Below are 13,319 nucleotides of genomic sequence, written 5' to 3'. Positions count from 1 at the left end.
GTCCGATGGTACCAACGTTGACATGCGGTTTTAGACGTTCAAACTTGGCCTTTGCCATGGGTATTTCCTCTTTTTTTGGGATCAAATGCTTGGCTCGTATAAATACGACAACTAAGGCAATCTTGACCTCATTAAGATAATTGTTAAAAAATCACACATACTAATGTGCAGATATTATAAGAAAATAACAGCCAATAACAAGTCTTTTAACAAGTTATTGGCGTATTTTTCGATGACAATATAATGATATTAGCTATATTGCCGTCTTTAATAAATTTTTACTTACTCGTCATCATCTTTATTGTTGAACTTAGAGATGATTTCAGCAGCAACTGATTTTGGAATCTCAGCGTACTTTTGGAATTCCATTGAATAAGTAGCACGGCCTTGTGACATTGAGCGCATTTGTGTGGCATAACCAAACATTTCCGCTAATGGTACTTCAGCACGAATCTGTTTAGTACCGCCAGGTAAGTCTTCCATACCCTGTACTAAACCACGACGACGGCTAAGATCGCCCATGATGTCACCCATATAATCTTCAGGCGTTTCAACTTCTACTTTCATTACTGGCTCAAGTAGTGCTGGGTCAGCTGCCATGAAACCTTTTCTGAAGGCCATAGAACCAGCCATCTTGAATGACAATTCATCAGAATCGACATCATGATAAGAACCATCATACAAGGTCGCTTTTACGCCAACTACTGGGTAACCAGCAAGTACGCCGTTTTTCATGCGCTCTTGGATACCTTTATCAACAGCACCATGGAATTCTTTTGGTACAGTACCACCAACAACTTCTTCAGCGAATTCATACTCAGTATCGCCAGCTGGATCAAGTGGCTCAAGACGTAACCAAACATGACCGAACTTACCACGACCACCTGTTTGACGTACGAACTTGCCTTCTTGTTCAACAGTGTTACGAATCGTTTCACGATAAGCAACCTGTGGTGCACCGATGTTAGCTTCAACGTTGAATTCACGCTTCATACGGTCAACAAGAATTTCTAAATGCAGCTCACCCATACCACTGATGATTGTCTGACCAGATTCTTCGTCAGTATGTACACGGAACGATGGATCTTCTTTAGCCAAACGACCTAAAGCGATTGACATTCTTTCTTGGTCAGCTTTGGTCTTAGGTTCAACCGCTAGGCTGATAACTGGATCTGGGAATTCCATGCGCTCAAGCGTGATAACATTTTGCTCATCACATAGCGTATCACCAGTAGTTACGTCTTTCATACCAACCAATGCAGCGATATCACCAGTACGAATTTCTTGTAACTCTTCTTGAGAGTTAGCCATCATCTGTACGATACGGCCAACGCGCTCACGCTTCATCTTAACTGGGTTATATACACTGCTGCCCTGAGTCAAAACACCTGAATAAACACGAACGAAGGTTAAGTTACCAACGAATTTGTCATTCATGATTTTGAATGCTAAAGCTGAGAACGGTACATCATCAGATGCTTCACGGAAGCCTTCTGATTCATCTTTGTCATCAAGGATACCGCGGATAGCAGGTACATCCATTGGTGCTGGAAGATACTGAATAACCGCATCCAACATCTTCTGTACACCTTTGTTCTTAAAGGCAGTACCACAAAGCAATGGGATGATTTGGTTGTCAATAGTCAAATCACGGATAGCGCTGTTAATTTGATCTACAGTCAATTCACCGTTTTCTAGATACTCATTCATGAGCTCTTCGTTTGCTTCAGCAGCACTTTCTACTAGATACTCGCGATATTCTGCGGCTTTGTCTTGTAGTTCAGTTGGAATATCGCGCTCGTCGTATTCCATGCCTTGAGACGCTTCGTCCCAATAGATAGCTTTCATGGTTACTAGATCGATAACACCTTCAAAATCTTCTTCTTTACCAATTGGGATAACCAATGGTACTGGCTTGCCGCCAAGACGAGTTTTGATCTGTTCGATAACACGATAGAAATCAGCACCAACGCGATCCATTTTGTTTACGAATGCAAGACGTGGAACTTTATATTTGTTAGCCTGACGCCAAACAGTCTCAGACTGTGGCTGAACGCCGCCTACTGCACAGTAAACCATGCAAGCGCCATCAAGTACACGCATAGAACGTTCAACTTCGATCGTGAAGTCAACGTGACCTGGGGTGTCAATGATATTGATACGATGTTCATCAAACTGTTTTGCCATACCTGACCAAAAGCAAGTAGTTGCCGCTGAGGTGATAGTAATACCACGCTCTTGTTCTTGCTCCATCCAGTCCATGGTGGCTGCGCCATCATGTACTTCGCCAATTTTGTGGCTAACACCGGTATAGAATAAAACACGTTCGGTAGTGGTTGTCTTACCAGCATCGATGTGCGCTGAGATACCAATATTGCGATAGCGTTTTAGGGGAGTTTTACGAGCCATAGTGTTTTCCTAGGAAAAGTCGTGTATATAATAATGTATTGTGTCACTACCTCATACTCTATGACAAAGCGGTCAGCTTCATGACAAAGCAATCAACTTCGTAATATTACTTACTGATTATTAAGCCTAATACGGACAAAAAAAGAGCAAATACTAAGAATAGTGTGGCATCAAATTTGGGATACTCTCTCGTTAAACCTAATTATTAGTTAAATAGTGTCTTTTTAGAGAAGTATCTTGATAGATATCCGCCATCTTAATTGTAAATAGCTTTTAGCTATTAGCAACTAAATAAATGATGGCGGCAATCAATAGAATAAATAACAGTGTAAGACTGGCTGACTTTAGCCAACCAGTCTAAAGCTACTAGTAAACAGTAGCTTAGAAGCGGTAATGAGAGAATGCTTTGTTAGCATCTGCCATGCGGTGAACTTCGTCACGCTTTTTCATAGCAGCGCCTTTGCCATCAGCAGCATCATTCAATTCGCCTGCTAAACGCAGTGCCATTGATTTCTCAGAACGCTTAGCAGCAGCTTCAGCTATCCAACGCATAGCCAATGCAGTACGACGGGAGGGGCGTACTTCCATTGGTACTTGGTAGGTTGCACCACCAACACGGCGAGCTTTTACTTCTACCATTGGGCGTACATTTTCTAAAACGTCTTCGAAGAAAGATACTGGATCTTCGATTTTACGTTTTTCGCTTACTGTTTCAAGTGCACCGTAAACGATACGCTCAGCAGTAGATTTTTTACCATGACTCATTACATGGTTGATGAATTTTGCAACAGTTTGGCTACCAAACTTAGGATCCGGTAGGATCTCACGGGTAGCAACGACGCGACGTCTTGGCATAATAAATTTCCTTGTCTTCAGGAGTGTCTGACATTCACAATCTCGCACCAGTTATTAATCAGGTGGCGTTATATCGAGTTGTCAGTCAGCCTTACTGCACGGCGGTATGTTTTAACAGTGAATTACTAATTTAATAATACTGCCAACACCAGACCCATGCACAGTTAATGTTTGGTATAAAAAGCTTATCTAATAACGATTAGTTATTAAACTTTAGGCTTCTTAGCACCATATTTAGAACGACCTTGCTTACGGTCTTTAACGCCTGCGCAATCCAATGCACCACGAACGGTGTGATAACGTACACCTGGTAGATCTTTTACACGACCACCACGGATAAGAACAACACTGTGCTCTTGTAGGTTATGACCTTCGCCGCCGATGTAGCTTGATACTTCATAGCCTGAAGTCAAACGTACACGACATACTTTACGCATGGCTGAGTTAGGTTTTTTAGGAGTCGTAGTATATACACGAGTGCATACGCCGCGACGCTGTGGGCACGCTTCCAACGCAGGAACTTTTGACTTTTCCTTGATGGTTTTGCGACCTTTACGAATCAATTGGTTAGTTGTTGCCATGAGGCATCCTTCTCCCGTTTGGTATAAAACAAAAAAATGGGGTAATGCACCATCCATCTGACGTTTATGACAGATTTTCGGAGCACCCATTTTTAGGACAGTGTATTATAAAGAGTTGTTGCTGCTATTTCAACCACTTATGAGTGATTGTACTTTACAACATTTGATAGATATGCATTCAGCCTGTTGCTGTACCTACTTAGCTGCTTTTAATTAAAAGCCAACTATAAAATAAGTCACTAAACGTGGCATAAAAAACAATATCACATATGGTCTGAATAAGATTTTTGGTGATAAATAGACATCTATGATAAGTAAATGGCGATATTATCTAAATTTTCAAGAGTTAAAAGATAATACCACCAATATTAAGAATTAGCGATTGGCCTATAATGAATTATAAGCGCAACCTTGTATAAAATTTCACAATATAGATAGATCTTCAAATTATCTTTATTTACTTTGCTTATTAGCAGACTTATCTGCTTCATCGCTTGACTGGCTAGCAGATGATTCATCTTTGTCATCTACGCCCTCTTTATTTTTGGTATTGCTATCTTCGGTATTACTACCAGTGCTTTCTTGCTCATCGTTGCTAGCAGCTTTATCTACTTTTGCTTCGCTGCTGCTGTCATCCGTAATTGCACGATTTGCCAGTTTGGCTTCTGGTGCGAAAGTCGCTTGAGCCACACCAATGACTTCATCAATTAACTGACTGTTATAGTGCATACCAATGGCGACAGCTGTGGCTGGTAGGAAACGGCGTACCCATGACAAGTTGATTTGATCCAAATCAATGCCAACCTGACTGGCAACATTATCAATCTGTTCTGCATAGAAATTAACGTTTTTGTTTTTTAGGCCTAGATTTTTGAGCTCATTATGCAAACCACTATTTTGAGCATTATCAAGCAAACCTTTGCCGATACCGATACCAGCAAGCAATGCTTGTTTTTCTTGCATCTTGCTTAGATCTGCATTTGATAGCAACTCATAAGCCATTTTGACACCTTGACTGCCTGTCAATGGTTTGTTGTAGACTGCTGCTAATTGATAGACGGTACGTAATGATACTAGTAATAGCCATAACGTATCCGCTAGTAATCCGGGCAGACCTGCTAGACCTGTCAAACCACCTATGGTCGCAAGTGCGCGGTTTTGATTGGCAATATCCGTGGCTAGCGCATAACGCTCCTCGTCATCTAAATTGGCAATATTTGCAAAACGATGCTCACTAGGCAAATCAATCTGACTCCAGTTAGACGCAAGCGTTGCTATTTGCGCAAAAGCCCCATCAACAGTTGTCTGAAAAAAACTGTTTGGCACTACTTTTTTGGCATATTTGCCATAAGTCGCGAAACGTGGCCCTAGCAATTGCTGAGTCGCTTTCAGTGTTTGCTGACGAAACAAGTCTTCCTGATAATCTTCATCGCCCAAGTTAACCGCTTTGTATTGACGCGGCTTGCTTGTCTTAGCATTGACACCGTCAATGATTGCACCCATACGCTCTAAGTTGTTGCGGGTCAGAGAACCAACTGTTTTAATGCTCTTAGAAAGAATGCTACGCTTTGCCATCGTGATGTCCTTTATATGATTAATTAGTTTGATTGATTTTATAATAATAGATTTTTGCTTATAATCGATACGCTATCTTAGCGAATGTCTATATTCAGTGTCAGTGCGAACAATGTTATCGCCATAACAAACTTTGTATCTAAAAGTATAACTTAATCGATAATTGATGCTATGTTAAAGTTTATTTTTCGGTTGAATTTAAGCACAGCATGACATGTCGTTGGTAGATGTATCGGTGACTGCCCTATTCATATCACCTTTTATGGATTTAGTTTTTAAATAACCTTTAACCTTAAACGCTATTTTGTCATTATTTTGCACTTGTACAAAGATTTTGGACGCTTGATACGTTATCATGTGCCATAATTCACAGTACAGTTGTACTCGAATTTATAAAACATCTTATAAACAGTACAACTAGACAATATATGTAGACCATACATCGTTTAATTATGACAGCAATTATAGCTGCAACAGAAGCATTTGATATTCAAAAATGCTCTTTCTTTAACACACTGTTTTGACACATTGTAGTTATGAGAGAGTGGTACGTTTGAGATCAAATAATAGAAGTAGATATTAAAAACGATTATCCAGTAGTTATCTATTAAGTAATTATCAAAAAATCGTTATTTATAAGGAATAGAATATGCGCCGCGTTGTTATCACTGGAGCAGGGATTGTCTCTTGTATCGGACATGATTTAGCCACTGTTACCGCTGCTCTTAAGCAAGGACAGTCTGGTATTACGTTCAATGACTCTTATGCTGAGCATCAGTTTAAGTCACAGGTAAGTGGTAGTATTGATAAATCAGTACTAGACACGTCTGCTATCGACCGTAAGCTTAAAAGGTTTTTTAGTGATGCCAGTCTCTATGCTTATGTTAGTGCGTTGGATGCCATCAAACAATCTGGATTGTCGCTTGATGTGATTAGCCAAAACCCACGTGTCGGTGTGGTTGCCAGCTCTGGCGGCGCTTCAACAGAAAATGTAGTCGCTGCTGTCGACGCCATGCGTGAGAAAGGTCTACGCGGTGTCGGCGCAATGGCAGTACCTAAGACTATGGGCAGCTCAGTATCAGCCGCGCTCGCAACAGGTCTAAAAATTCACGGTATCTCCTACTCTATCTCCTCTGCTTGTGCGACTTCAACGCATTGTATCGGGCATGCTGCCGAGCTTATTCAACTAGGTAAAGCCGATGTCGTCCTAGCAGGTGGTAGTGAAGCTGAGCATTGGACTCAATCATGCATGTTTGATGCAATGGGTGCGATGAGTACTCAATATAATGACACGCCTAAACAATCCTCGCGCGCGTATGACAAAGACCGTGATGGTTTTGTGATTGCAGCGGGTGGCGCGATGGTAGTCGTAGAAAGTTTAGAGCATGCACAAGCGCGCGGTGCCAATATTTTAGCTGAAATCGTTGGTTATGGTGCCAGTTCTGATGGTGCTGAAATGGTTGCGCCAAGCGGTGAAGGCGCTGTACGTTGCATGCAGCAAGCATTAGCCGAAGCTGGTTTGGAGAGCGTTGATTATATTAACACTCACGGTACCAGCACACCGCTAGGTGACATCACTGAGCTTAAAGCAATTGCTAAAGTGTTTGGTGGTGATGTCAGTAAAGTCCCTGCTATCAGCTCAACCAAATCTATGACTGGTCATAGTTTAGGTGCAGTTGGCGCACAAGAGTTAATCTACTGCTTATTAATGCTACAAGAAGGCTTTATCGCACCAAGTATCAATATCGAAGAATTGGACCCTGCTGCTGAAGGCTTTGATATCGTCGCCCAAATGCGTGAAACCGAGCTTGAGACACTCATGAGTAACAGCTTTGGCTTTGGTGGTACGAACGCAACGCTAATCATCAAAAAGTTCGACGCGTAACCGATGCACGCAAAAAACCATAAGACTACTGAGCAGACAGATTCTGCCCTATCGCCAGCTACTAATCCTAGCTGGCGTTTTGGTGAGCTGCCTGCTGCAGAATTAATGCCACATTTACAGCGCTATCTGCTAGCACAAGATGCTAAAGCAAATTGGCAGCTGGTTTGGCTGAATAACGATGGACGGCCCGTAATCGGCTTACTTCCTAAGGTGAGCTGGTCTGTCTATTTTAATACTGCTAATAATCAATTACCTGATACGCCATTGGCTACTTATAAAGTTATTCGACATGGCCGTGATATTGAAACGACTAACAATGCTGATAATAGTAATGTCATTACGAAGGCCTATATGAGCTATGTGGAATGGCAAAATAGCTTAACGACTTATAGTAAAGCTTATGAGACTAATGATTATGACGGAACATCGACAACTGATATCACTGAAAATCCCAATTATCATCATGGCCTAATAGGTTTTATCGGCTATGACATTGCGGCTCATGAGCTAAGTCCAGCTGCCAATATTGAACTGGCAGCACAACCTTGTGCGGTATTGGGTCATTACGATATTTACCTGTCACCTAAAGCAACCAACAAAACTGGTTGGCAGTTAACCGTCAACACAACGGCTAACCGCTCAGATAAAACCGTTGATGATGAGTGTAATGACAAAGCTGTCATAGCGCTTATCTCATATCTAGACAGACTAGATAAAATATTGTCTGATACATGCCTGAGTCAAGAGTACCCTGAGTCATTAGAACCTGCTCCTTTAATATTGCAAGCAAGATGGCACAAACATGATTATCAACAAGCATTTGACCGTACTCAAGACTACTTACAACAAGGCGACTGCTATCAAATCAATCTCACGCAAGAATGGCGTGGTCAGCTCTCTCATAAAACAAGCAATATCCAATCGACATCTAATCTAATTGATTATTTACCTACGCTATATCTTAATACGCAGGCGCCCTTTGCAGGATACCTGTCGGTTCGTGGCATGCATGACAGTACAAACGCTCCTAATATACCTACGAATCCGTTTGAATTATTAAGCTGCTCACCTGAGTTGTTTTTTACCTTCAAAAAAGATACCAACACTGGCAAACATCACATCATTACTAAACCTATTAAAGGTACGATGCCGCGTGGTGCAACGAGTGAACAAGATAACTTCTATAAAAACCAACTAAGTGATAGTGAAAAAGATCGTGCTGAAAATGTGATGATTGTCGATTTATTGCGTAATGATTTAGGCAAATATGCCAAAACTGGCAGCGTAAAAGTACCACAGCTATTTGCAATAGAAAGCTTTAGTAACGTGCATCACATGGTCAGCACCATCACTGCTGAGCTCAAAGAAGACACCCATCCGTTGGCAGTATTGTTTGGCAGTTTGCCCGCAGGCTCCATCACTGGTACACCAAAAAAACGTGCTGTTGAGATTATATCCGAACTAGAAACAGCAGCACGTGGTGCCTATTGCGGCACTATGGGTTATATGAATTTTGATGGTAGTGGTCAATGGAATGTGCTGATTCGTACGCTACAGGCTAGCGCTTCATCAAATAATGATTTGAATAGAGAAAAATATATCAGCTTATGGGCTGGAGGTGGTATTACAGTTGCGTCTGATTGCGATGCTGAATACCAAGAATGTTTGGATAAAGTAGGCAATCTATTGTCGGTACTCGCCCAAAAGAATCTGAGCAAATAGGATTATAGTCAGAGAACTACTAAACGGCTACAGCGTTACCCTCCCTAAATGTACTACTAGTACAATCTTCGGTCGGCTGCCTTGTATCCATTTTAGACTTCTTTGACTATAGATATTGTTTTAAGAAGTAAAAAAAATAAAGCCTGCTCAACACAATGTTGGCAGGCTTTACTTTTATTAGTCAATATCAATACAACAGCGAAGATTCGTTAATTCGCAGCATCTTCAGTATGCGCATGCAATATTCTCAAGGCATTTATTAAAGACATATTGCCCGATACATGACATCCGTTCGTAGTACATACTTAACACCTGATATCACTGGTGCACCTTCATGAAGCTGTAGATGTGCAAACAATAATGCTTGGCCTTTTTTCGGCGTAACAATATAGTTAGGCGTATCATTATTATACCAACCACCTTGCCATTGATAAAATTTTGTCTCGCCACCTTCGAAGTCGTCATTCAAATAAAACAATAGCGTTAAGAAGCTTTTATGAAACTTACCTTGCTCATAAGCACCATCAAAGTGTGGTTTAAACGTTTGGCCTTCGCCATAACGATAATAACGAAAACGCTCATTCAGCCCCGACAACTCCCATAAACCTTCATCCCATGTTTTTGGCAAATAACACGCCACTTGCTCAAAGAGGCTTTTTGCTAAGTCCGTATCGTCAAATATGATACGGTCATTATTTCGGACACTCGTATCTGTTCGAAACTGATCGTTGCCGACCGTAATTTGTGCTTGCTCATACTGCTGAACTTCACTTTTTTTAATGAGTTTTTCACATTCTAGCTCATCGAAAACGTGATCAATGGTACAAATCAATGGTCGACTACGAATCACATTCAGATTTTTCATCTATGCACTCATCGCTCGCAATGCCATTATCAAACGCTCATTCTGCTCTGCAGTACCAACCGTAATACGCAAATACTCATTGATACGCGGTTTGTCAAAATGACGAACGATAATGCCTTGCTCACGTAACGCACTGGCCACAGCACTCGCATTGCCCTCTTTTGGACGCACAAATACAAAATTGGCATGTGACGGCAGCACTTTATAATCCAAGGCTATTAGATCTGCTGTGAGTGACTTACGCAGGTCAATAACTTGCTGACGTGTTTTCTCAAAATATTCAACATCTAAAACACTGGCCGTCGCACCCGCTTGCGCTAACTTGTCTAATGGATAGCTATTAAAGCTGTTCTTCATACGGGTCAATGCTTCAATCAATGAAGCATTACCAAAGGCCATACCGACACGCAATCCAGCGAGCGAGCGTGACTTTGAAAAAGTCTGCGTCACAAGAATATTATCATGCTCATTGATTAGACTTATTGCTGAAACGGTAGTATCTGAGCTACCCGTTTCTATCTGGGAAAAGTCAATATAAGCTTCATCAATCACAATCACTGAATTAGAGTGCTCACTAGCCAACTTACTGATATCTGCAAGCGATAGTAGCAGTCCAGTTGGTGCATTAGGATTGGCGATAATGATACCGCTACAAGGCTGACGATACGCATCTGGGCTGATACTAAAATCAGCATCTAAGGCGATTTGTACCAGCTCGATACCAAAGGTATGCGCGTATACCGGATAGAAACTATAACTAATATCAGGTGCTAAAACAGGACGCTCTTTTAGGAAAAAACTGGCAAACACCAATGCCAATACTTCATCTGAGCCATTACCGACGAATACTTGATTGACATCGAGGTTATATAACCCTGCCAATGCACTACGCAATTCATCAGACTCAGGTGCTGGATACAAGCGCAAATCATCTGCTTGACGTTCCAACACTTTAGCGATGGCTTCCCCTACTTTTGGAGAAGGTGGAAATGGGTTTTCATTGGTGTTTAGTTTGCATAAATTGTCGTGTTGCGGCTGCTCACCTGGTGTATAAGGTGACAAATTGCGTGCTTTAGATGACCAAAGTCTCGTGTCTATCTTTAATTCACTCATAAGTTATCCTACTATTAGCCACAAAAATTATTAAAAAAGATGTCAGAATAAATGACAAAATTAAATTTTACAGTATTCAAAATATATTACTGATAACGATAACGAGCTGAGCGCGCATGGGCATCTAAGTCCTCACGCTGCGCTAAAATATCTGCTGTTTCCGCCAACGGCTTACTACCCGCTTCACTACAATAAATAATAGATGATTTCTTTTGGAAGTCATAGACACCTAGTGGTGAAGAAAAACGCGCCGTGCCTGAAGTTGGTAACACATGGTTAGGACCTGCACAGTAGTCACCAATCGCCTCAGGCGTGTGACGACCCATAAAGATAGCGCCAGCGTGACGAATGTCATTGAGCAGCTCATCAGGATTGTCTACTGACAACTCTAAATGCTCAGGTGCCACGCGATTGATCACTGCAATGCCCTCTTGACGGTCTTTGACTAGAATAAGTGCGCCACGGTTTTGCAATGAATCACGAGCGATGTCAGCTTTTGGCAATTCTGCCAATGCTTTTTCGATCTCATCAGCGACCTCAGCTAACTGCTGCTCACTGGTCGTCACAAAAATAGCTTGGGCAATACGGTCATGCTCAGCTTGTGACAATAAATCCATCGCCAACCAATCTGCACGATCTTGCGCTTCACCCTCTGCGTAAACCAATACTTCAGAGGGGCCAGCAATCATATCGATGCCGACTTGACCGAATACTGCACGTTTGGCAGCTGCCACATACTTGTTGCCCGGTCCTGTGATTTTATCCACTGCTGGAATCGTTGCGGTGCCGTAAGCCAATGCGGCCACAGCTTGTGCACCACCAATAGTAAAGACACGATCAACCTGTGCCAAATGCGCTGCTGCTAATACCAATGGGTTTAGTACACCTTTGGGTGCTGGCACAACCATAATGACTTCGGCAACGCCTGCTACTTTAGCGGGAATGGCGTTCATCAATACTGACGATGGATAAGAGGCCAGACCACCAGGGACATAAATACCTACACGATCAAGCGGTGTGACTTTTTGACCGAGACGATTGCCTAGCTCATCTTCATATTGCCATGTCTCTTGTACTTGGCGCTCATGAAATGTCTGTACCCGTGTTGCCGCTGTCGTCAATGCCGTCTTGACGGTCTCATCAAGATTGGCAAATGCCTCAGCAAGTGATTCTTTGGATAGCTCTAGCTCTTGCATCGTCGTCGCTGGATGCTGATCAAATTGCTGAGTCAATGCTAGCACCACACTATCGCCCTCATGGCGTACTTGCGCGATGATGTCATCAACGGTCTTCAGCAAGTCGGCATCATTAACGGTTTCAAAAGCAAGCAGCTCTGTTAATTGACTGTCAAAATCGGCATCTTGAGTACTTAGTTGGCGCATGACCTAATCCTATAGCTGAAATGAATAATATAATGGTAGCGTGTATTGAATATTAACAATAATTTGATGCCTTATACATCAGATTATACTGGGCTTTTATTCTCTGACAAGCAAAGATGAAAAAACCAGTTTAGCACGCTATATCTATCATAGAGCACTAAACTGGTTTAAAAATTTGCATAACCATGCTTTATATTACCAATGATTGCCAGTGGCTTACGATGCACTAGCAATACTGTTTTTAAAGCTATCTAAAATCGGCTCAAGTAGCGCAAATTTACGCTTATAGCTGACTTGATTGACGATCAGACGAGATGAAACATCACAAATGTGATCACGAGCTTCAAGCCCATTCGCACGTAAAGTATTGCCAGTATCGACCACATCCACGATCAAATCGCCGAGACCGACCAATGGGGCAAGCTCCATCGAGCCGTAAAGCTTAATGACATCTACTTGCTGACCTTGGCTGGCAAAGTAGGCACGTGCCACATTGACGTATTTGGTGGCGATACGTAGGCGGCGATTTGGCAGTGGCGCGTCTTTTACGCCAGCAGTCATCAGCTTACATTGAGCAATTTGCAAATCCAACAACTCATAAACATGATTGGCACCATGCTCAAGCAAAACGTCTTTACCTGCCACACCAAAATCAGCTGCACCGTGTTCTACATAGGTCGGCACATCGCTGGCACGTAAAATCAATACACGCACATTGGGATTTGAGGTTGGGAAAATAAGCTTGCGTGAGGCTTCAGGGTCTTCTAATAGTTCAACGCCAGCTGCGCGTAGCAGTGGCATGGTTTCTTCTAGAATACGGCCTTTTGATAATGCCAATGTTAAGCCTGAAAACTCATCGTTTACTTCGTTTAATACACCGCTGATTGGTAAGGCTTTGGTTGCTTCAGTCATAATGACATCGTATCCATGTA

10 protein-coding genes are annotated in these 13,319 nt (G+C 42.1%); 2 read left to right on the top strand and 8 right to left on the bottom strand.

The window, feature by feature from the left end; translation table 11 throughout:
• Positions 1-282: 282 nt before the first annotated feature.
• The 4 genes from fusA to IPZ60_RS13640 all read right to left on the bottom strand — a co-directional run bounded on the left by fusA (position 283) and on the right by IPZ60_RS13640 (position 5,420).
• Complete coding sequence (gene fusA, locus IPZ60_RS13655) at positions 283-2,409, bottom strand: elongation factor G (RefSeq protein ID WP_194198271.1); 2,127 nt, start codon at positions 2,407-2,409, stop codon at positions 283-285.
• Positions 2,410-2,790: 381 nt separating this feature from the next.
• Positions 2,791-3,264, bottom strand: coding sequence for a 30S ribosomal protein S7 (gene rpsG / locus IPZ60_RS13650; RefSeq protein WP_110924207.1), 474 nt, complete (start codon positions 3,262-3,264; stop codon positions 2,791-2,793).
• Between the two features lie 206 nt (positions 3,265-3,470).
• Positions 3,471-3,845 (bottom strand): 30S ribosomal protein S12, encoded by a 375-nt coding sequence (rpsL, locus tag IPZ60_RS13645; RefSeq protein WP_011281154.1) that lies wholly within the window; start codon positions 3,843-3,845, stop codon positions 3,471-3,473.
• A gap of 453 nt (positions 3,846-4,298) precedes the next feature.
• Positions 4,299-5,420 (bottom strand): EcsC family protein, encoded by a 1,122-nt coding sequence (locus IPZ60_RS13640; RefSeq protein WP_194198270.1) that lies wholly within the window; start codon positions 5,418-5,420, stop codon positions 4,299-4,301.
• 649 nt (positions 5,421-6,069) lie between these two features.
• Between IPZ60_RS13640 and IPZ60_RS13635 the strand changes: the two genes are divergently transcribed.
• Positions 6,070-7,305 (top strand): beta-ketoacyl-ACP synthase II, encoded by a 1,236-nt coding sequence (locus IPZ60_RS13635; RefSeq protein ID WP_194198269.1) that lies wholly within the window; start codon positions 6,070-6,072, stop codon positions 7,303-7,305.
• Between the two features lie 3 nt (positions 7,306-7,308).
• Positions 7,309-9,027 (top strand): anthranilate synthase component I family protein, encoded by a 1,719-nt coding sequence (locus IPZ60_RS13630; RefSeq protein WP_194198268.1) that lies wholly within the window; start codon positions 7,309-7,311, stop codon positions 9,025-9,027.
• Between the two features lie 259 nt (positions 9,028-9,286).
• On the opposite strand, the gene IPZ60_RS13625 is transcribed toward IPZ60_RS13630, so the two are convergent.
• The 4 genes from IPZ60_RS13625 to hisG form a co-directional block, all read right to left on the bottom strand.
• Complete coding sequence (locus IPZ60_RS13625) at positions 9,287-9,892, bottom strand: 2OG-Fe(II) oxygenase (protein ID WP_194198267.1); 606 nt, start codon at positions 9,890-9,892, stop codon at positions 9,287-9,289.
• On the bottom strand, positions 9,893-11,005 hold the full coding sequence (gene hisC, locus IPZ60_RS13620; protein ID WP_194198266.1) for a histidinol-phosphate transaminase: 1,113 nt from the start codon (positions 11,003-11,005) through the stop codon (positions 9,893-9,895). It lies immediately after the preceding gene.
• 86 nt (positions 11,006-11,091) lie between these two features.
• Positions 11,092-12,387, bottom strand: coding sequence for a histidinol dehydrogenase (gene hisD, locus IPZ60_RS13615; RefSeq protein ID WP_194198265.1), 1,296 nt, complete (start codon positions 12,385-12,387; stop codon positions 11,092-11,094).
• A 216-nt stretch (positions 12,388-12,603) separates the two neighbouring features.
• Positions 12,604-13,299, bottom strand: a complete 696-nt coding sequence (gene hisG / locus IPZ60_RS13610; RefSeq protein ID WP_194198264.1) for an ATP phosphoribosyltransferase — start codon at positions 13,297-13,299, stop codon at positions 12,604-12,606.
• Positions 13,300-13,319 lie beyond the last annotated feature (20 nt).

It is taken from the genome of Psychrobacter sp. NG25, assembly GCF_015234355.1.
Classification (GTDB): Bacteria; Pseudomonadota; Gammaproteobacteria; order Pseudomonadales; family Moraxellaceae; genus Psychrobacter.
The sequence above is the reverse complement of the archived record's forward strand: the minus strand, read 5'-3'. Positions and strand labels throughout refer to the sequence as shown.